A 21,594-nucleotide genomic window follows, 5' to 3' on the forward strand; every position below is an offset into this window, starting at 1 on the left:
CACGTGACGCGTGGTAATCATTCACGACCTAATGACCGGGCGCGGGATTTTGCGGTACTTTGTACTGGCATGAGGCCGTATTCACTGCAGGTCGCACTTCCACGGCTCGGGCCAATGTTTCCTTGCCGGTACCGCTCCTGCGCATTCATTTGGTAACAGGAGCGACCATGTCAGGCGGTGAAACAGAAAAAATTGCGAGGCTTGCTGAGCTCGTTTCCAATGACATCTTCAGTTTCTTCCGTTGGAAGAGAGAGGGGCCTGCGAACCTCAATTTCGTCTGTGTGAAGCCGGAAACGCATGCTCCCTTGAAGAAGTCTGAGCACACTCATCCCACTGACGTGGTGTTCAAATACGCAGACCCTTACCTGAACAAGGCTGTCTATCTTCATACTGATTTGAAGAGTTATGCGGTGGGTTCGATCACCATGGACTCGATCAAGAAGGCCTTGAAGTCCCTAGGTAAAACCATCGACTGTGCCCGTTCTTCGGGGGAGTGGCAGACGCGCTACCTCCTGGCCAAGCGCGAGAAGTACGAAGTGCGTGGGATGCTGTTTGTCTTCAATCACGATGACGAGTACGACAAGGATTTCTACGATCACTTCAAGGATTACAAGGGCGAGAACCTGCACATCAAGGACGGTCAGCAGGTTCATATCGTTGAACCTTCCTTGATCAATTTCCTGAACACACTGCAAGTCGATGTGAATGCCCTCAGGGCGAAGGGGACATTCCCGAAGGACAACTACACCTTCTATTACCCTGACCTGGTTTTGCACAAGGCCAGCGGCGAATACTGGGAGCGTGCGGCCACCGCCGAACTTATCGCCTCACCATATATGATCATTCACCACAAAGAAGTGATCTCTTACTGCGAGAAAGCCAAGTCGCTGGCCGAAACGTATAGCGAAGGTTATCTGATTTATTACCGTCGCGACGGTAGCTCCGAGATCGAGTTCAGGTATCTCTTCGATGCGCTGTCCAGATTTCAGATTCTTAATGCCAATAAGGACTTGAAGATCCGGATTAGGGTTGCCAATCGCTACCATCACCCCAGCATCCTCAGCAACTTCAATGCTGCCATCAACAGCTATGTGACTGAATGGGGCGAAGACGAAAATCGCAAACGGAAACTGCAGGCGATCGAGCTGGAGATCGTGAATCACGCGATCCCGAACTATAAGCCTGAAGCGATTGGATGGGAGCGAGGCTGATATGAGAATGGGTAGTTTGTACTTTGCATCCGACAAGGCGATTTTCGACGCGCTTACGCAGCGGAGCCTGACGAGCGCTGAGCTCAGGAAGGTCTTCCTCTCAAGGGGGATCGTGATCTCGAATGAGTCGGACAAAAAATTCCTGGCCAATCGCTTCAGCGCCTTGTTTCACGATTACTACGACTATCGGAACCTATCGCTCTTGGTGGGTGGTCGTGACAGCCGTGAGAAAACTACTAATGTGGTCGTCACCTCCGCTGTTCCCAAAGAAAAGCTGGCTGACGCCCTTAACTCCGTCAAGGAGTGGTTGATTGATGACCAGCACGAGCAAGCTGAGGTTGCCATCCACGGTGATCAACTCAAACTCACCGTCAAATACCAGAAGCTTGATCTAAGCCAGGCGGAGTTTCGCCAGGTGGTTGAGAAAACGGCAGAAGTGATCATTGAGAAGCAAGGCAATGATTGGAAGATCACAGGCCCTATGAACGACAAGTTCAAGGACATCTCGGATCAACTTTTTTCCCAGATCGAGATTGCCACTGACCAGGATGTGGCCACTCGAACCATTTCCTTGGAGGCGATCTCGGACGCGGGCATCAGGACGAATTTCCTTCGCAGCCTGATCCGTAACCTCAAGGATATGGAAGTGGTGGATGTGGTTGACGTTTCCACGTTCAACCCTAAAGACCGAGATGATGATGACTTGGATCTCAGTGATGAGGCGTTGGTAATCGAGGATTCGATTGAAGTCGATTTTGGTGATGATGGCGAGGAGGGAGAGGACGGCGATCCTACAGCTGAACTGGCGAAGCCGCAGCCCGAAGCCAGGAGTCACAAGATCATTCGCATCGACAAGGCGTCGCTGAAAGGCAAAGGCGTTTTGGAGTCAAAACAGCTCATGGAGCTTGAGGGCCACGGGTTTTATCTGTGGAAAATTCGATGGACAGCTCGCGAAAAACTTGCGGGATCGGAGATCGTTCAATTCGAGGCACAGTTTGGCAACCAAGCCAAGTACTGCGATTTTTCCTACATCGTTAAAGGCGTCTACAACTACCACAATGGAAAGCACGCCAAGAACCCCGTACGTGCCGAGCCTGTGTTTGAGCAGAAGCTCAAAATCCGAGTGGAAGAGGCGGCGCAGAAGACCCTGGATGACATCGAAAGGAGCTTGACGACATGAAGTCAAAGCGGCTGAAACTCTGGGTTCTGACCGCTCGCATCGACTTTCAGACCCTTGTGCGTGGGCTTCGACAGCAGCCGTTCAACGACCATAATCGCGTGGGTGTCGAGCCGATCGAGATCCTAGACGACCAAGCCACATTCCGGTACCACGAGCAGCGGGACATCACCCAGTCGTTCACAAACCCTCTGGGTGAGACCGTTGAATCGAGTTACTCGATGTTCATCAGCTTCGATATGGTGATCGAGGCGCTTGGGTCGGATCGATTTTCGATTTGCATGGGTTCGCCTGCCAAAGATCTGAAACCGTTCGTGGAGCTAATCCGTGCCGCCACGGGGACGAATTTCGCACTAGAGATCGTGAAGCCGGACATCTCCTCGGTTTATCAGCAGCTTAAAGCTGACAAGCGCTTCACGAGGGTGATGGCCAAGCGAATTGTATCCGGGGCGGTAACCTTTGACATTGAAAGCAGCTACCGCGTCGACATTACTTCCACCGGCAACGCGATGACGAAGTTATTGGAGATCACAGGTGGGCGGGCTGCACCGATCGACAAAATCAAAATTGTCTACCAATACGATTCCAAGCCCGTCCAGGTTGAGATGTCCAGGTCTGGTTCCATAGCTATATCGCTGGATGACGAGGAGCACCTCCACCTGCTTACCGCGCTGCTGATTCGATAAGTGCGTGGGGGTATGACTACATACATTAGAAGTCTGGAGAGTGATTTTCACGAACTAATTGAGCTCATGGCTGCCATGATCGATGCGAGGGCAGAGAGTCCTATAACACCGGGCATGGAGTGGTTAAATGATATCCAGACCCTTTCGGTAAAACTCTTCAAGCAACTCTGTTCGACTATAAGCTTAGCTGAAGGTTGTATATTTCAGAGCACCACAGGAAAAGAAGTTGGCTTCATAGATCAAAGCTCAATGTTCATCCTGACTCGCGCAGCAATCGAAAACTTTTTGGTCTTGCACTGGATATTTAGCAGCCCGCCTGAACAGGCTAAATTCCGACACGCCCTTTGGCAGTACGCGGGGCTCGCAGATCGAGTGAGCCTGACAACCTCCACAGACGAAGGACGCACCAAACAAGCGAGTGCAAAGACGCAGATGGCCGAGCTGTTTGAGGTTATTGAGGCATCACCTTTATTGAGTGCTTACTCTGCGAAGGAAATTAAAGAACTGAAGAAAGGTAACTGGAGAGTTGGCTGGTCATGGGGCAGCGAAGCAATGAAAGCGGGGTTCCACAAAGCGTACTTTGACAACATGTATGGCCACCTCTGCGGCTACTCACATAGCAACTACATAAGTGCGATGCAAATCGGCCAGGCTCAAAGCTATGAAGACCAAGAGAGACTCGGGCGGTCAGGAGTTCAAATTTGCATCCACATAATGGCTCACTTCGTCCATCTATACGCGTCTACATTTCCTCCGGCAGCTGAAATACTTGCTACCTCGCCTGCGAAGACTACTGCAGAATTATGGCACTTCAAAGCCGAACATATGGATCATGTTTACGATCAGAAAAAGACCTAGAGCAGCCCTTTGGTGATAGGCAGGAGTCGGCCAGTTTCTGCCCGTAGTCACCGCCAGTTTGCAGCCAGCATGAAACGATGCAGTCAACCGCATCGTCATTGCCCTGAATGCTAAGAATATGCGACCTAGACGCTGTTTGACCTTAAGTCAGATGCATTCTTCTCCTGCTGCGACTGACAACTTATTACCCAAGAGACCACCCGAGTTCCTCAAGTAACTTGGGCGGAAGCTCGACCACGACGTCTCCACTGCCATCTCCAAGGTCTTGGCATATAACTCGCCAGCTATTACCCGTTGTAGTCATTGATTCGCCCTCGCGGAGTGAATCCAGTAGGCAGCTCATCGAGGATGCTCCGCTTCGTGGCCGGGGCGGCAACTGGCCGATGGCGCCTTGCGATAAAATTTTGGATGCAGATGGCGGATGATCTGTTCCAAAGGTGCTAGTGAAAGTCACGACTCCTCACATCCAGCCCATCCAACATCTCACTCACGTCCTGAAGGTGGCCCGCGATCAAATGCCGAACCCCGGCTTTGTCCTCATACCTTCCTTTTACCTGCAACAGCCGTGAGTGCATCAACGCTGACCGCTGCCTTTCCGCCAGATCGCGCCAAACGATCACGTTCACCATCCCATATTCGTCCTCAAGCGTGACAAAAGTGACACCCGCAGCGGTCGAAGGCCTTTGTCTTCCTGTAACGATTCCGATCACTTTGATGTGCTGGCCATGCCGCAGGTCTGCAAAGTCACGAGAGCTCTTCGCACGGATGGCGATAAGCTCCGCTCGGAGCAATGACATGGGGTGCGCACCCAAAGTGGTGCCGGTGAGTGCGTAGTCCGCCTTCATATTTTCAACGATCGTAGGGGAGGGCAGTTCGACGGCTTCCTCGGCAATAATGACTTCGCCGAACAAAGGAAGAGACTCTTGAACTCCCGCTACTTCCCAGCGCGCTGAGTGCCGGTGACCCGCGAGGCCCGAGAGGGCATTGGCGTCGGCCAATAAGTCTTGTGCCCTGCGATCCAAGTCAGCGCGCATGCACAGATCCGCGATATGGCTGAACGCCCTTTCGGCCCGGACAACCTCAATCCGCCTGCCCACGTTTTCAGCGAAGCCACGGATCATTCGAAAGCCTAGACGGATCGCAGGTACCGCTCCGCCGTCGTACTCAAGCGTGCAGTCCCAGTCGCTCTTTGTGACGTCGACCGGACGAATCTCTATGTTGTGGCGGCGTGCGTCCTGCAGAACCTGGTCAGGGCTATAGAACCCCATTGGCCAGCTGTTTATGAGCGCGCAGGCGTAGGCGGCGGGCTCGTGGCACTTCAGCCAACAACTCGCGTACGTCAGCAAGGCAAAGCTGGCCGCGTGAGACTCGGGAAAGCCGTAGCTCCCAAAACCTTTGATCTGTTCGAAAATTCGCTCGGCAAATTCTTCCGAATATCCCCGTTCGAGCATGCCTTGGCGCAATCTAATCTGGTGCGGTTCCAGGCCACCGTGACGCTTCCAGGCAGCCATCGAGCGACGCAGTTGATCTGCTTCACCTGGTGAGTAGCCCGCTGCGACGATAGCCAAACGCATGACCTGTTCCTGGAACAGGGGGACGCCGAGCGTTCGCTCAAACACGTCCCGTAATTCATCACCGGGGTAGGTTACTTTCTCCTCGCCGTTACGCCGACGAAGGTAGGGATGCACCATGTCGCCCACGATCGGGCCGGGTCGGACAATGGCAACCTCGATCACCAGGTCATAAAACGTCTTCGGCTTTAGGCGCGGAAGCATGGCCATCTGTGCCCGCGATTCGATCTGGAACACGCCAAGCGTTTCGGCCCGGCTGATCATCCGATACGTCTCCGGGTCTTCGGATGGGATCGTCGCTAAGGTGAGGTCACGCCGATGATGAGTACGAAGCAAATCCAGACAGCGCCTAACTGCACTCAGCATTCCAAGGGCAAGCACGTCGACTTTCATCAACCCGAGTGCGTCGATGTCGTCCTTATCCCACTGAATGACGGTTCGATCCGCCATGGCTGCATTTTCGATAGGGACAAGGGTCGACAGCGGATGCTCTGAAATGACGAACCCACCTGGGTGCTGAGACAGATGTCGTGGGAAGCCAACAAGCTGATCTGTCAGGATGAGCACCATCTGAATCAATTTGTTGCCAGGATCAAAGCCCGCTTCCTGCAGCCGTTCTGGCGGAGGCATACGATCGCTCCAGGCACCGCAGCATTTGGCTAGCGCATCTACCTGATCCGGCGGCAAGCCAAGGGCTTTGGCGACGTCCCTGATAGCTCCGGCAAAGTGGTATGTGGAGGCAACGCAGGTGAGCGCGGCTCGCTCCCGCCCATACCGGTTGAAAATGTACTGAATGACTTCCTCACGTCGCTCATGCTCGAAGTCGACATCGATGTCAGGCGGCTCATTGCGTTCTTTGGAGATGAATCGCTCGAAGAGCATGCTCATCCTGGATGGATCCAGCTCCGTGATACCAAGCGCAAAACACACCGCCGAGTTAGCCGCTGACCCCCGGCCCTGGCACAGGATGTTCTGACTTCTAGCGAAGCGGACAATGTCGTGTACCGTCAGAAAGTAGCTCTCGTACTTGAGTTCTTCAATCAGTGAAAGCTCAGTCTCTATCTGCGCAATTGCTTTCGGTGAGGCTCCTTCAGGCCAGCGCCATTCGACGCCTTGGTAAGTGAGCTCCCGAAGCCACGCAGATGGTGTCTTTCCTGGTGGAACGACCTCATGGGGATACTCGTATTTGAGCTCATCAAGTTGGAATGTGCACAGGGAAGCTACCCGGATTGATTCGTCCAAAAGATGTCGCGGGTAGGTGTTTGCGAGCGCCTCGAGCGTCCGGAGATGTCGCTCACCATTCTGGAAAAGCCTGAACCCTGCTTCCGCCAGCGTGCACTTGTGCTTGATGGCGGTGATGGTGTCCTGAAGAGCGCGTCGCCCCCGAGCGTGCATGTGCACGTCGCTACTGGCTAGCAACGGAAGGCCAAACTGTTTTGCTAGCTTGAACAGGTTCTGAAGCTTAAGCGAGTCGTTGCTCTCGTAGTGCAGTTCGACGGCAATCCAGCCCTGGGACGGAAATGTATCCGCTACCCACTGAGCTTCTGCCTCGCAGGGCGCACTTCCCGGAATCCACAGCACGATAACTCCGATCATCTTTGTGCTCAGGTCATCCTTGCGGAGTTCATAAGCGCCTTTTTTCGATCGCCTCCGGCCAGTAGTGATGAGCTGACAGATGCGCTGATAACCGATGAGATTCTTTGCGAGCAAAACCAAAGTCGGGCCGCCTGCGAGACGTATCTCAGTACCAACTATCAGCCGGACTCCGGCTTTCTTGGAAGCTTGCCAAGCCCGGACGATACCTGCCAAAGAGCATTCATCCGTGACTGCGAGCGCCTCGTAGCCGAGATGAGCCGCGCGCTGGAACAGTTCGGTAGCGCTCGAGGCGCCGCGCTGAAAACTGAAATTGGTTAAGCAATGAAGTTCGGCATAACGAGGCTGGTCGGAAGAGGAGGGCGTCATGATTTCTTGCTGGAATAACTGTATGTATATACAGTTTTGTCGCAGCTCGATTACCAGGTCAATCTCTGGTCGACAGGAGGAAATGCTATGTGCGGCAGACTCGCGCAACACCGTGCGGCTGAGAGGTACTTGGCCTTCCTAGGGGTCACAGCACAGATGGTTGGCCGCGTTGAGGATGAGACGATTCAGCGTTTCAACGTCGCTCCAACTACTCCTGTCGACTTGATCCGGCCGAGCGAGAACGGGCTGATTTGGAAGGCCGAGAGATGGGGTTGGGAGCCATCTTGGGCTACACGCAGGTTTGGCAATATCATCAATGCAACACGCGAAAAAGTTGCGACCAGTGCCTACTACCGAGCTATTTGGCCTAACCGCGCGATAGTAGCCATAGACGGATGGTACGAGTGGTGCGAGATGCCCGGTGCGAAAAGGAAGCAGCCGTTCTTCATTCGCCATGCTACGAACGAGCCGATCTTCATTGCCGCTGTGGGGCAATTCTCGCCTCAGGATGCGGAGCCAAAAGACTCCGATGGATTCCGGATTGTGACTGCCGACTCAGAAGGCGGAATGGTGGATGTTCACGATCGGCGTCCGGTCGCGTTCGATAGGGAGGTAGCTCAGGAGTGGTAGTCCGACATAGCCCCGAAACGTGCCCGTACGTTGCTTGAGGAGCGTGCACTGCCGGCAGATAACTTCGCCTGGCACGCCGTCACTCACAACGTAGGGAATGTCCGCAATGATGATCCTTCTTTGATCGTGCCTATTTGATTTATAGAAAGTTTGATACCGCATACTTGGCTTCGTTGGCCATCGAGCGCCTGCATCCCTTAAGGCTAATCTTTCTGGAAGGCATCGACCGTCACGTCCTAGTGATGCCTACGTCAGGATTCACGTTGAGGCTCCAGTATGCCGCGCGGTTCGAAGTGCAGTACTTGAAAGGAAAAAGCTATGACACGGGAAGAAGAGCGCCTGCTGTGGCAGGCCGCTTTGGAGATGTTCTCGCCCAATGTGCTCGCCATTTGGGTACAAGACGGGATACGTTGCGCTTGCAGAACATGCCGCCTAGTAACATATCAAGGATTGCAAGCACTGATGGGCTCGCAGAGGTTGCAGAATTGATGCTGGAGACTGCTGGGCGTTCGGGCACGGAGTCGCCGTTAAAGCTGTTTACTACGTACCAAGAGCACGTTCGGGTCTTACGACAGCTCAGGGTTTCGATTGCGAGTCACGTTTTGTCGCGGATTATCATTGATCTGCTTACGCCGAGGCTTCGGGGATTGGGGCTTTCCCTGGATCTCGGACTGTGAAGCAACGGCTAAACGTTACCGCTCCGCTCGAACTCATAGATAGCGTCTTGGGGTATCAGGCGATATAGGTTTACCTAAAGCAAGTGACCCTAGGGTCCTACGAATGAAAAGCGAGCACGTGCGATAGGGATACATATTCCAAGTGCATATTCGGGTGCTAGTCTCCGCAATAGTGCTCGGATCGAGCTGGAAGGACCAAGTTAAGAATGTCCGCAGGGGGAGGCGCCTATGATGGCGCCAACAGTTCCCACGGCTCACGTTTGAAATGTCCAAGCTGTTTTCGCCAAACAGAAGCTTTCGCCGTCAAGAAATGCTGCGTCGTCTAAAATTTGGCGACAACACGAAGCCGCTCATCACAGCGATGAGAGCAAATGAGGAAGCATATCTGCGGCGCGTCCTATCAGCATCAGCTCGTTCGGATTGCCTAGAGAAACGTCCGCGATGTTGACATGGATTACCGTGGCCCCGCTCGCTAGAGCTATTGCCGGGATATCGGCCGCTGGCATGACAATACCTGATGTGCCCACCGAAAAAAGCACGTCACAACTTTTGACCAGCGCCATGGCCTTCTTCCAAATATCTATTGGGAGCTTCTCCTCGAACCACACCACATCCGGCCGGAGTTTGCCGTTACAGCGAGGACAACGGGGCGGTTCCAAAAGCGCTGCATCATCGGCTATAGCAGCTTGTTTGGCGGATAAATCCGCAGGCCGATGACAAGCGAAGCATTTGGGCTTTGCCAAGCTTCCATGCAGATGGACAACCTGTTGCGGCCCGGCTCGCTCGTGCAGATCATCAATGTTCTGGGTCACGACGGATACGTCAAAACCCATCTCACTGAAACGATTGATAGCCAGATGCCCGCAGCTCGGTTGAGCGAGCCCCCATTGCTCTCTGCGCCAAAGGTACCAGCCCCATACTAACGCCGGGTTTTCTCTAAACGCCTTGGAAGTTTCTAGGAGGCTAGGATCGTGCTTCTTCCACAAACCTTTGAGCGGGTCGCGATATGTAGGGATTCCACTATCGGCGGAAATTCCAGCTCCTGTGAAGAAAACTAAGCGCTTGGCCTTTTTCAGCGCCTGTATGCCCTCTGCAATCGTATTCATCGTAAGGCTCAGGCTTTAAGCATGGTTGTCTGAAGTCTAAGCATGCGTCCTAGACGCAGAAATGAACTTATTTGCGCGGCTTGGCAGCCTTGGAGTGGATGGCTATCAGCAACAAGCATCTCGCATCATTGAGCGTATCGGGATCAAGCTATTCCATAATCGATGCCATCTAATCTGCAATGCATCCCCGGCAAGCAGCGTCCGCTCACTTCTCGACAGCTTCTAGGTGGCCCGCTATTTTGCCGCCGAAAGACGCCTATCCAACCGACTGCTTGGGGGCTACCGCCGTGCGACAGCTGCTTCAAAAGCCTAGAGCCGCGAAAGTCGGAACCGACAGCGGCTGCTACGGCGGAGAGCGGGGATGGTCGGTATCTATCTAGTGCAAACGTGGCTTCCAGATCATGGAACGTGTACTGCGGGCTAGACATGCTATCCGGTTACTTTTCGCTATCGCAGCGTCTACCAATACGACCGGACGACGAAACCCGCATCCCATCTATCCTGTTGCTTTCCAACTGCTTAAGCTCGCCTTTGACTCTGTTTAGGAGACTGTGAGCATCTTCTGTTCCTTTACTATCGACGATGTAGGACATAGCGAGCAAGGTGACGGGATGGATGCCCAATCTACCGCAAAGCTGTTCCAGCTTCACTATGGTAGGAATCGTCTTCCCTCGCTCAAGCAGACTCATATTTGTCCGGCTACTCACGTCTACGAACGCTTCTTGGGGCAGGTTCTTGCTCAACCGCGCCATTTTTAAAGCTTTGCCGAACGATTGCTTCCCATCCATTTTGCGACCTGCAAAATGGGACGATGAAGCGTTATTGCATAATATATGACTACAACATATATTTTGCGTTAGCAAATTTTTTGTGACTTTGAAGATGTTCAAGACCGAGAGGCATGCTCAGCTTCTGCATGGCCTAGCTATATTATTCGATGATGCTCAGTACTGGTCTTACGTAGGGATCGAGCTGATGCAGCCGCTGTTTCTAATGGAAATTACTGAGATCGTTGACGGCGAGGAATTTCGAGAAGCCGTCTTGGCTTTTCCATCGTCTATTCGCGAACGAGTGGAGCAAACCCTTTGCACCGGCCGCTATGTTGATCGCATCCAGATACTCACCCCCCATCACATGAACCAGACAGAGCGGTGGATGATGGAGCCCTTGCTGGAAATTGTTTCATTTACCAACGAAAACAGCATTGAAATAGGGCAGACGTATCAGGTAGGAGGAGGGCGTATCTATTCAATGGGTGAGATTTCTGAGCACGAAAAAAAGCATTGCTGCGCCGCTACGATTTACAGCGTGAACCGATCGGAATAGTGAAGCATAAGCAATGATTCCGTACAGATCACTAAAGATAGGAATCCAAGATGACAATGCCTCACGAACGCAGCAGGGCAGTTGTCCAGACTCGCGATTTTTTGGTGGAGCTTTCTAAAGATCGATCGTTACCTGAAAAAATAAGGCAAGATGCAAAATTTCTTCTGCGCCATTTCCCTGATAAACGGGAAATCCGGATGGCAGGCCTGATTGAAAAACAGGTCGCAAATGTACCATCTATTTTTGCCTTTCCAGTTTTCAGCTCAACGCTGGAATTCCATGGCGCCTCGGATCCGAACAAGGTTGCTGATCTTGAAGAGCAGCAAAGTGAAGGGCCGTCGCAAGCCTAAGACTAACGAGTAGCGGCTCATCCAATTCTGGATTTTGCAGACCACGGGGTGAACTTTGCCATGGCGGCTTTGGCTAGACGTTGCTCTTTGGTCCCGTGCAGCAGTTCAGGGGACGGTTCACGTAATGACCGTTCGCACAACGGCTGCCGTTTTATCCAATATCCTTCACGATCTACCATCGCTAAATTATTGCTTTTAATGACCAAAAATGAAAAAAACATTTAATACTCAATGAGTTAAGAAAAAAATTATCTCTTTCACTGACCTTGTGATTACCGACGCTTTCTTGCTCATTCTCGAAACCGATCCCTTCACACCAGGCTCGTTATTTAGGCTCCAATACGCTTTTCTCATAGCAGGGCCTGCCATAGCTTTGATCGCCTAGCAGCGCAGATCGGGCATAGGCGACCAGATAAGCTCTGGATTAGGCGTTTATCGTATTCAGTGACCAAATTTCTCAATTTCAATGACGGACGACAGCCGGTTCGAGCTTCAGTATTGTTGGCGACAGTGAGTATCCTTCCAGGCCCTGGCGCTAGCCGATTCGCATAATGTATATTATGTTAAATCAAAGATTGACTTAGTTTATCTTTTTCAGTGGTAGCCCCTCCACAACCCAGAGCCTCTTTATCAGAAACGAGCTTTCGACCCTGTCATGCATTAGCTCCCAATCCTCCCCCCAGATATCAATAACTGGGAAACAGTGCTCTGGAAGTTTCAGCCCTTGGGCTGGGCTGAATGGGGCTCAGTCACAGCTATGGCTCCGCGACCGATACCAAAGCTGCACATGGCGGTCGTAGCCTCGTCAGACTACTTCCGACAAAACCCTCAACCTGCCGCACCCAGTGATCTCGCGGCGCACAACTGCATCAACCTGCGCTTGCCTACACATGGCAGCCTGCTGTAGTGGGACTTCGGGAAGGATGGCCATGAACTGGAAGCCCGCGTGGCAGAAAGGACCACGCCAAACGCTCCCTTCGCGCAGAAAGTACCGATTCGGGCAATGGGCGAACCAGTCGGGGCAGCGCGCACGATGAGAACAAATATCATCCGTGGGATTCGTCTCATACACAGGAAGTACCCGGATGATCCGTTGCCCGCTACGTCGTACCACCCTGTCCCTGATGATCTGTCTGCCCGGTGTGGCGCTTGGGGAGGATGCCGGCGTACTGGCCCTGCCCGACGTGACCGTCAGCGCGACCAAACAGGACACCACTACCTTCAACACGCCGTCCGCCGTCACGGTTATCGGGGGTGAACAGCTCGACACCTACCGCTACGACAACCTTGCGGAAATCGCCCAGCGCACTCCCAACGCCGGTTTCACCGGCTACACGCCCAACTCGCCACAGTTGACGATTCGGGGCCTGGGCTTCTCCGATGACGAGTCGGACAGCACCAGCACTAGCGTGTTTATCGACGGTATTCCCGTGCACGGTAAAACCCTCGGGCAGCCGTTCGACATGGAGCAGGTGGAAATCCTCCGCGGCCCGCAAAACCTGCTCTACGGCAAGAACAGCATGGGCGGCGTGGTGGCCTTCAAGACCCGCGATCCGGGCTTTACCGCCGGCGGCAACGCGAACTTCGAATACGGCACCGACAACCGTATGCGGGCCGAGGTCGCGGGGGATCTGCCGCTCTCGGACAACACGGCCATCCGTGCCGTGGTCGGCGGCGAGAAGTCCGACGGCTTCGTCGAAAACGACACCCTGAACGATGAAGGCGCCGACTGGAAAAGCCGCTTTGGCCGCCTGAAGCTGCTGCACCTGGACGATGCCGGCGGCGAATGGCGATTCGGCCTGAGCCACCTGGAAAACCACGGTGGCAACGACTACTTCACCACCCGCGACCTCGCCAGCAAGCACCAGTCCGACAACACCGAGCCCGGTCGCAACAACCTCGAGTACTCCCTGCTTACAGGTGAGTACAAGCGCGAGCTGGCGAACAACCGCAAGCTGGTCGTGCTCGCCGGGGCCAGCCAGAGCGAGTGGAACTACTGGATGCCGGAATCGGCGTACGACGCCATCTCCGGGTTCGATGCCAAGACCAAGGAATTCAACTTGGAATCGCGCCTGACGGGCGTTGATGGCGACTTCGACTGGCTCGTCGGCGGCTACGCCTCGCACATCAAGCGCGAATCCCCCTACTTGTATGAAATGCCCGGCATGTTCGTCAGCGCCACGACCGCCGATGTCGATGGCGATACGTTCGCCGCGTTCGGTGAGCTCGGCTGGCGCTTCGCGCCGGACTGGCGCGCTGCGGCCGGGCTACGCATCGAGCACTACCGGGCGGACATGGACTGGAGCGCCGACGTCACCGGCGCAGGCTTCAACGAAGTAAATGACGTCAAGGCCCGCGACACCGTCGCCCTGCCCCGCTTCACCCTGGAATATCAGCCGGACGACCAGCACTTCGCCTGGCTGACCCTGGCCCGTGGCTACAAGGCGTCCGGCTTCAACATCTACGCCACCGACGCGTCGTCCGCTGGGCAAAGCTACGACCCGGAATACGGCAACTACGTCGAGCTGGGCTACCGCCTGCGGGACGCTAACCGTCGCTGGGAACTGGAGGGCGTGGTGTTCTACACCCGGCTTCGTGACCAGCAGGTGGTGGTCATCGGCGATGAGAATCAGAGCCTCACGGACAATGCTGGCAAGTCGCACAACCAGGGCGTGGAGCTGAGCGCCAAGGTTCGCCCCATCGACAGCCTGGAACTGCGCGCCTTCGCCGCCTGGGTCGAGGCCGAATACGACGAGTACACAGACACCGACGGCAATGACCTTGAAGGCACACAGTTCCCCGATGCGCCGCGCAACAGCCAGGGCGTCTCGGCGACCTGGACACCGGACGAGCACTGGACCCTGGGCGTCGGCGCGAGCCGCCAGGCGAAGTCGTACCTGTACCCGCAGACCGAATACACCAACGATGCCTACACCCTGGTCGACGCCAACGTCAGCTACCGCCTGAAAAACTGGACCGTCGGGCTATACGGCAAGAACCTGGGGAATGCCGAGTACTTCGGCCGCGTGGCGAATAACGCCTTCGTGCCGGGTACGCCGCGCTCGGTAGGCGTCTCCGTCGGGGTGGACTTCTGACATGAGCGACATTTCAATGCCCCTCTCTTCTGCGCGCCGGCAGGGTTTTGGTCGTGACTACCTTGCACTGGGGCTGATGTATTTCGCCCAAGGACTGCCCACCGGCTTGGCCTTCGACGCGCTGCCGGTGCTGATCCGCGAGGGCGGCCACGGGATGGCGCAGATCGGCTGGGTCGGCCTGGCCTTCTTGCCCTGGGCATTGAAATTTCTCTGGGCCAGCCCTATCGACAATGCCTGCCGCCGTTGGGGCATCGCCCGCGTGATTTACGTCACCCAAGGCTTGCTGGCCCTGGCCTGCCTGGCGCTAATGCCGTTCGCACCAGGCACGCATCTCGGTTTCGCGCTGGCGGGTGTCGTTGGCCTAAATCTGATCTGCGCCACCCAGGACATCGCCACCAACGCCTACGCGGTCAGTCGTCTGCAAGGGCGTGCGGCCGGGCCGGCCAATGCCATGCAGGTCGCAGGCTTCATCCTCGGTATGCTCACGGGCGGTGGCGGCTTCCTGATGCTCTACCCGCACCTTGGCTGGAGCGGGTTGATGCTGCTGATGGCCATCGGCATGCCGCTACTGTTCCTACCGCTGTTGCTGCGCCGCGACTGGCACAGTGATGACCCGCTGACCCGTGCCGGCAAGGTGCGCCTGCTCGGTGTGCTCCAGCATCGCGACCTGCTGTTCGCCCTCGGCATCGCCGTGAGCTTCAAGTTCGCCAGCACCGCTGTCGCTACCCTGACCAAATCGTGGCTGATCGACCAAGGGCTGGATGTCTCGCAGGCCGGCTCGCTGCAGGTCAGCAACCTGCTGCTGATGGCACTGGGTGGCGTGCTGGTGGGCATTCCGCTGGTCCGTCGCACCGGCAATCGCCGCGCGGTGCTGATCACCGGTGCACTGGCCACGCTGCTGCTGGGCACGGCCTGGCTGCTGGACGCCGGCGGCGTGCAGGACGTGCGGGCTTACTACGCGGGCTTCGGGTTACAGGCGATCTTCGAGGGTTCGTTCTACGTGTCGGTCTGGGCGCTGTTCATGAACTGGGCGTCCCACGAGCGGCCCGGTACCGACTACAGCGCGATGCAATGCTGCGAAAGCCTCACCAACATGGTCGGCGCCAGCATCGTTGGCGGGCTGGGACAGGCGTTCGGTTACAGCAACGTGTTCGCCAGCGCCTGGGTAGCAGGTGCAATGGCCTGGCTGTTGATCGCCTTCTGCCTCCGGCGACTGCAACTGGCAGGCGAAGCCGGATGAATCGCACCCTCGACGTTCGAATGCTGATTGGCATGGCGCCCTGGTCACTCGGCAGCGCGGCGCTGTTGGCGTGTCTATCGGCGCTGGCCAGCCTGGTGCCTTTCTATTGTCTGTATCGCATTGCAAGCGAACTGTTCGTCCCAACCCCAAACATTGCGGAAATCCAGGGATGGGTGGCTTGGGCCGTGCTCGCTGTACTCTTGCGCTGGGCGTTGATGGCGGCCAGCCATTCACTGGCGCATCTGGGTGCATTCGACGTGATCCACCGTCTGCGCCTGTGCATCGCCGAACGGCTCGCACACGCGTCTCCCCGGTTTCATGCAGCGCGCGGGAGCGGAGAATTGCGCAAGGTAGTGATGGACGATGTCGGCTCCCTCGAAGGCCTCCTTGCTCACTTGCTACCCGATGCGGCCGCCGCGCTCTGTACACCGTTGTTCGCCTTCGCGCTACTGCTGACCATGGACTGGCGCCTCGGCCTCGCCGCGCTGGCTCCCCTACCCGTTGCACTGCTGTTGCAAGCATGGATGATGCGCGGTGGTCGCCAGCGCATGGTCGACTGGCAAGCCATGCAGGCGCGGCTCTCAGCCCAGTGGGCGGAATACCTGCGCGGTATGCCAGTGGTTAAAGCGTTCGGCCTGCATGCCAGGTCTTTCGGCAAACTGGAGTCCAACGTGCTGGCGCTCGCAAGTTGGGTAGAACACCACGCCGCTCGCCTCTCAGTAGGCTGGGCCTGGTTCACCGCGCTGCTCTCGGCCAACCTGATTCTTATCGCGCCGCTGGGCGTCTGGCTGCATGGTCGGGGCGAAGTGGACGCTGCCACCGTGGTGCTTTTCCTGTTGGTGGCTCCGATAGTGCTGCAACCGCTGTTGCGGCTGACTTTCGCTCTTGGTGAACAGCAACGTCGGCAAGTCGCACTGGAGCGTATCGATGCCTTGTTGCAGGCACCGCCAATGAACACACCCCAGCACGCCGTCGCTCCCGCAGCCACCACGCTCCACGCCGTGACTTTCGATAACGTGCATCTCGCCTACGACGGCCAAGCCGCTCTGCGCGGCGTGAGCTTCACAGCGCCGGCTGGCCAGGTGACCGCGCTGGTTGGTGCGTCCGGCTCCGGCAAAAGCAGCTTGTTGCGCTTGGTCTCACGTCTGGAAGAAGCCGATGTCGGTGAAGTAAGAGTAGCTGGAAAGGATGTTCGGGAATGGCCACAAGACGCGCTGCTGCAACGTCTCGGGACTGTCTTGCAGGAGGTGTTTCTGTTCCACGGTAGCGTGGCCGATAACCTGCGCCGGGCGCGTCCCGATGCAACGGATGCAGAGTTGGCCGCCGCCGCACGAGCCGCGCGGGCGGATGGCTTCATCAGCGCACTGCCACAGGGTTACGACACACCTTTGGGCGAGCGCGGCGCCGGCCTTTCCGGCGGCGAACGGCAACGCCTGACCCTGGCCCGCGCGCTGCTGCGTGATACGCCGATACTGCTGCTGGACGAAGCGACCGCGCATGCCGATGCGGAGAACGATCGGCTGATCCACGAATCCCTGCTACAGGCGTGCCAAGGCCGCACGCTGCTGATGGTCGCGCACCGCCTCTACAGCGTGCGCCATGCCGACCACATCGTGGTGTTGGATGCCGGAAAGGTGGTCGGCCAGGGTCGCCATGAAGAGCTGCTGGCAAGCTGCCCGACATATCGAAAGTCCTGGGAAGACCAGCAAGCCGCCGCCGATTGGCAACTCGCGCGCGGATGACATCTTCGATGCCCATCCGCTGCGTGTCCCCCACTCATGAGTTTTCACGCGGCCTGTGATCCATAAAGGGCGAAACCTTCGCCCCATCATCCGCGCCGCCGTTCACCCGCGAGACCGCAAAAATGCTCCTCGATCTTTTATTCGCCGGCCGCGAACTCGCCGGTTATCACGACCCTCGCATCCGGCGCGGCCTGCTTTGGGCAACGGCCGAGGCCGTCTGTGCCTTTCTGCCCTACCCGTTGCTGTACCTGCTGTTGGCCGATCTGCTGCTCGCCCGAGCCGATCCCACGCGGACCGGCTGGATCGCCCTTGCGCTACTGGCCACGTTGTTGCTGCGCATGCTCTGCGCGCGGCAGGCGATGCCTGCATTGTTCGGCGGCGCCTACGCCATGATGGGCCAAGCCCGCCTGCGGGTGGCCGACCATCTGCGCCGATTACCCCTCGGCTGGCTGCAAACACAACGCAACGGTCATCTGAGCGCGGTACTGGCCAATGATCTCCAAGTTGTGGAGGACCTCTGGTCCCACTCGCTGGGCGTCTTTTTCGGAGGGTTGCTGGTACCGGTGCTGCTTTCCGGCTTTCTGCTCTGGGTCGACTGGCGCCTCGGCCTGCTGGTGCTGGCCTGCCTTCCGATCGCCGTGCTCATGCTGCTCTCGAGCCAACGAATTCTGGTAACACAGGGCAACAAGCTCGCTGTCGCCAGCGCTCAGGCCAACGCGGACCTGCTCGAACACATTCAGGGCCTCAATGTGCTGCGCAGTCTTGGTCAGGCGGATGCCTCACGCCGGCAGCTCGCCGACTCGCTGGAGACCCTGCGCCGTGCGGCTATCCGCATCGACGTCTGGCCAGCGCCATTAGTGGGATTGTTCGGTTTCGCCGTAGAGATCGGCTTCGCCCTCCTGCTGTGGTTCGGCGTACAGCGCCTGGCAGCCGGGCAAACCGATGCCTCGACATTATTGCTCTTCGCCGTGCTCGCCCTGCCGGTCTACCGGCAATTGTTCGAGGTTGGCCTGGCGTTTCTCTTGCTGCGCTTCGCCCATCAATCGCTGCTGCGTATACGCGGCTTGCTTGCGGTGCCCGCGCTCCCTGAACCGGCCACCTCCCAATTGCCGACGAGCCATGACATTCGCTTCGAGCAAGTGCGATTTACCTACGCCGGTGCGAGCAAACCAGCACTGGACGACCTCGATCTCACGCTACCCGCCAACAGCCTGACTGCATTGGTCGGCCCATCCGGCGCGGGTAAAACCACGCTGATGCACCTGATTGCCCGGCTATGGGACGTGGACAGCGGCCACATCCGCATCGGCGGTGTCGATCTGCGCACGCTCGGCAGCGACGGCCTGCAACAGCAGATCGCGATGGTTTTTCAGGACGTACAACTGTTCAACGTCAGCGTATTGGAAAACCTGCGCATCGGCCGCCCGGATGCCAGTCGAGAGACGGTCGAGCACGCGGCTCGCCTTGCGCAGGCCCATGCTTTCATCGAGCGTTTGCCTCAGGGGTACGACACGCTGCTGGACGAGAACGGCAGCAATCTTTCTGGCGGTGAGCGCCAGCGTTTATCCATTGCCCGCGCGCTCCTCAAGGACGCCCCCATCGTGCTGCTGGACGAAGCCACTGCCAGCGTGGACCCGTCTGCCGAACGGCTCATCCAGCAGGCGCTGGCGGAGTTGGTGAAAGGTCGCACGGTCCTCGTCATCGCCCACCGACTGCATAGCATTCAGCACGCCGACCGTATTCTGGTGCTGGAAGATGGGCGACTGGTTGAGGAAGGCCGTCATACCGAACTTCTGCAACGTAATGGGCGCTACACCAGGCTCTGGCAGCAGATGGGGAAGGACTTGCCTGCTCGGGCGGACGGTGCCGCAGCGAGCTGAAATCTGTGAAAGCCCCGAAGGGCGGGTGAAACCCGCGTAGCTAGGCCACAAAAGCTGCGGGTTTTACCCGCCCTACAAATTGGGTTTTCAAATATGCCTCAGTGACCGTAGATGGCTCGCCGAGTCTCAAGCCTTGCGCCGCAAGATGCTGGGCAATACGCCGAACTGGCGGTGGAATGCGGCACTGAAGTGGCTGAGGTTCTGGTAGCCAATATGCGCGCCGATTTCGGTGATGCTGAGGTTGCTTTCCTGCACCAGATCCCAGGCGACACGCATGCGCTCCTGCCGGTACAGCGCATGGATCGGCAGGCCAAAAAGCGCCTTGAATCCCCGCTTGAGCTTGAGTGAATTGAGACCGCAGGCGCGCGCCAACTCAGCGATCGTGGGAGGGTTGGTGAGGTCCGCGAGGAGCAGTTCGCGGGCATGCCGTAAACGTTCCTGATCAGGGCTGCGCTGCATTGCGCAACCTCTCCCCTGCTCCAGGAAACAGCCGAGCAATTCCAGACATTTCGCTTCGCAGAACAGTCGTGCGGGGCGCTCGGAAAGAAGCAGCTGATCCAGGTCGTGTGCCGCTCGCAGGGTTCGGGAATCGCTCGGCGTGACATGCAGGCCGCCGCGGCCACGGAGCAGATCGAAGAAGCAGAGCCCCTCATCGCCCGCGAGCATTTCCAGTGTCTCCGGGCTGAACATCAGCCCGACATGATGTGCCTTGCCACGGAAGTGATGCTCGATGGTCTTGCCGGGCAAAAACCCAGCCACCGCATCCAGCCCATTGATTCGCCCGCTCCAACCACTGGTGCGGATATCCACACCGTCGCAAAGCCAGACGCTCAGGTGCACCCGGGGGTCGGAATCACAGACGGTAATTTCCACCGGCGTGGTGTAGTCGTTACGACTGGCGAAGCTCTGGAGGCCCGAATCACCGACATACGCCCCCATTTTTTCCGGTACACCTGGCCAGGGGTCACCGCCCTCGACGAAGTCGGTCGGTAACAAGCCTGCCAGGTCGACAGAGCGAAGTTCGGACATGGGCCCTCCTACCTCCTATTAGCCAAGCCACACCAGTGTTGGTATGGGATAGCATCGAAAGAAGCCCATTCTAGATGCGAATGAATATCATGCAATCAATTTTGCATATGTTTATTCCTTAGGTCCGTGAACGCCTACTTCTGCGAGATATGCGTACCAGAGCACTACAAACGTTTTCCCGCGCAAGATCGCCAACAAAAAGCGTCGCTTACGCGCCAAAGCGGCAATGGATCAGCCCCGGCGCAATGTGGTTATGGACGTAGGGAATCCGTGACAGCAGGTTGAACAGCCGCATGTAACGCGGATAGGGCTGGGAATAGTTCGGTGCGGCAACCACTTCCAGCCGGGGAACGCGTTCGATCAATTCGGGCAAGTCCGCGAGCGCCAGCCCGAACGGCATGGGTGGCGCGGTGTACTGCCGAGACAGATGCCAACCCCGCAGCGTTTTGCGCGAGAACCAGGGCGGGATGGTGTCGAAGAATACTTCGCCCCGGGGCAGACGCTCGGTGATGTTACGCAACAGCGTGACCACCTGATCCTCGGTGAAGTACATGAGCAGCCCCGCCGTGCTGACAAAAACCGGGCCGCTGCTCTCGGTCGCGATCTGGTCGAGCCAGGCGGTGTCCAGCGCCGAACATTCCACCAGCCGGTTTTGTGGGTCTGCGGGCAGCAGCCGACGGCGGATGGCTATGGATTCGGGCAAATCCACGGAATACCAAGGCACCCTCGCCTCGTTCACCCGCCAGAACTGCGTCTCCAAGCCCTCCCCTAGAACGACGACCGTGCCGTCTGGATGCTGTGTCAGAAACGTGCGAATGCGCTCGTCCGCATAACGCGAGCGAATCGCATGGACCGGGCTGGGTGCACCGAAGCGCCCACGAAAGTCGTAGTCGATTTGCCTCACCAACTCGTTCAGCAGCGGATCATGAAGGAGATTGTCCGGCCCGGACGAATAGGCGGAGCGGGTCCAGGTGGTCAACAACATGGTTTCCGGTACCCCGCTCAGGCTCGGTGCGACCCGGGCGTCATCGATGGTTGCGTACATGGCGGCAGC

At 57.1% G+C, this 21,594-nt stretch carries 15 protein-coding genes and 1 pseudogene; 12 read left to right on the forward strand and 4 right to left on the reverse strand.

Annotated elements, in window-relative coordinates; translation table 11 throughout:
• Nucleotides 1-167: 167 nt before the first annotated feature.
• From IEY47_RS05480 to IEY47_RS05495, 4 genes are all read left to right on the forward strand, one after another.
• Complete coding sequence (locus IEY47_RS05480; RefSeq protein ID WP_188982143.1) at nt 168-1,211, forward strand: PD-(D/E)XK nuclease domain-containing protein; 1,044 nt, start codon at nt 168-170, stop codon at nt 1,209-1,211.
• A 7-nt stretch (nt 1,212-1,218) separates the two neighbouring features.
• Entirely contained in the window at nt 1,219-2,391 is a 1,173-nt protein-coding gene (locus IEY47_RS05485) for a hypothetical protein (RefSeq protein WP_188982144.1), read from the forward strand.
• The gene (locus tag IEY47_RS05490) at nt 2,388-3,074 is read left to right on the forward strand and encodes a hypothetical protein (protein WP_188982145.1); all 687 of its coding nucleotides are present in this window, start codon (nt 2,388-2,390) and stop codon (nt 3,072-3,074) included. Before IEY47_RS05485 ends, IEY47_RS05490 begins: the two co-directional genes overlap by 4 nt.
• Nucleotides 3,075-3,140: 66 nt before the next feature.
• Nucleotides 3,141-3,932: a DUF5677 domain-containing protein gene (locus tag IEY47_RS05495; RefSeq protein ID WP_188982146.1), complete on the forward strand. Its 792-nt coding sequence runs from the start codon at nt 3,141-3,143 to the stop codon at nt 3,930-3,932.
• A 440-nt stretch (nt 3,933-4,372) separates the two neighbouring features.
• Here IEY47_RS05495 and IEY47_RS05500 read toward each other — a convergent pair whose 3' ends face one another.
• Entirely contained in the window at nt 4,373-7,465 is a 3,093-nt protein-coding gene (locus IEY47_RS05500; RefSeq protein WP_188982326.1) for an error-prone DNA polymerase, read from the reverse strand.
• 87 nt (nt 7,466-7,552) lie between these two features.
• Here IEY47_RS05500 and IEY47_RS20715 point away from each other — a divergent pair, with 87 nt between their 5' ends.
• Nucleotides 7,553-8,095 carry an SOS response-associated peptidase family protein gene (locus IEY47_RS20715; RefSeq protein ID WP_188982147.1) on the forward strand — a complete coding sequence of 181 codons (543 nt, stop codon included), beginning with the start codon at nt 7,553-7,555 and terminating at the stop codon, nt 8,093-8,095.
• 1,030 nt (nt 8,096-9,125) lie between these two features.
• Here IEY47_RS20715 and IEY47_RS05510 read toward each other — a convergent pair.
• Entirely contained in the window at nt 9,126-9,878 is a 753-nt protein-coding gene (locus IEY47_RS05510) for an SIR2 family NAD-dependent protein deacylase (protein ID WP_188982148.1), read from the reverse strand.
• A gap of 882 nt (nt 9,879-10,760) precedes the next feature.
• On the opposite strand from IEY47_RS05510, the gene IEY47_RS05515 reads away from it, so the two are divergent.
• From IEY47_RS05515 to IEY47_RS05540, 7 genes and pseudogenes are all read left to right on the forward strand, one after another.
• Nucleotides 10,761-11,204 (forward strand): hypothetical protein, encoded by a 444-nt coding sequence (locus IEY47_RS05515; RefSeq protein WP_188982149.1) that lies wholly within the window; start codon nt 10,761-10,763, stop codon nt 11,202-11,204.
• A 50-nt stretch (nt 11,205-11,254) separates the two neighbouring features.
• Nucleotides 11,255-11,554, forward strand: a complete 300-nt coding sequence (locus tag IEY47_RS05520) for a BPSL0761 family protein (RefSeq protein ID WP_229779230.1) — start codon at nt 11,255-11,257, stop codon at nt 11,552-11,554.
• Between the two features lie 775 nt (nt 11,555-12,329).
• Nucleotides 12,330-12,551, forward strand: a pseudogene (locus tag IEY47_RS20720) (LysR family transcriptional regulator); the annotation flags it as partial.
• Between the two features lie 88 nt (nt 12,552-12,639).
• Entirely contained in the window at nt 12,640-14,649 is a 2,010-nt protein-coding gene (locus IEY47_RS05525) for a TonB-dependent receptor (protein ID WP_188982150.1), read from the forward strand.
• Nucleotide 14,650: 1 nt separating this feature from the next.
• Nucleotides 14,651-15,889 (forward strand): MFS transporter, encoded by a 1,239-nt coding sequence (locus IEY47_RS05530; RefSeq protein ID WP_188982151.1) that lies wholly within the window; start codon nt 14,651-14,653, stop codon nt 15,887-15,889.
• Complete coding sequence (locus IEY47_RS05535) at nt 15,886-17,631, forward strand: ABC transporter ATP-binding protein (RefSeq protein ID WP_188982152.1); 1,746 nt, start codon at nt 15,886-15,888, stop codon at nt 17,629-17,631. The genes IEY47_RS05530 and IEY47_RS05535 overlap by 4 nt, the downstream gene beginning before the upstream one ends.
• Nucleotides 17,632-17,753: 122 nt before the next feature.
• Entirely contained in the window at nt 17,754-19,511 is a 1,758-nt protein-coding gene (locus IEY47_RS05540; RefSeq protein ID WP_188982153.1) for an ABC transporter ATP-binding protein, read from the forward strand.
• A gap of 126 nt (nt 19,512-19,637) precedes the next feature.
• Here the strand turns inward: IEY47_RS05540 and IEY47_RS05545 are convergent, their stop codons facing one another.
• Both IEY47_RS05545 and IEY47_RS05550 read right to left on the reverse strand, forming a co-directional pair.
• Nucleotides 19,638-20,540 (reverse strand): helix-turn-helix domain-containing protein, encoded by a 903-nt coding sequence (locus IEY47_RS05545; protein ID WP_188982154.1) that lies wholly within the window; start codon nt 20,538-20,540, stop codon nt 19,638-19,640.
• A gap of 208 nt (nt 20,541-20,748) precedes the next feature.
• Nucleotides 20,749-21,585 carry a class I SAM-dependent methyltransferase gene (locus tag IEY47_RS05550; RefSeq protein WP_188982155.1) on the reverse strand — a complete coding sequence of 279 codons (837 nt, stop codon included), beginning with the start codon at nt 21,583-21,585 and terminating at the stop codon, nt 20,749-20,751.
• Between the last annotated feature and the right edge of the window lie 9 nt (nt 21,586-21,594).

The organism is Pseudomonas matsuisoli, assembly GCF_014647635.1.
Taxonomy (GTDB): Bacteria; Pseudomonadota; Gammaproteobacteria; order Pseudomonadales; family Pseudomonadaceae; genus Pseudomonas_P; species Pseudomonas_P matsuisoli.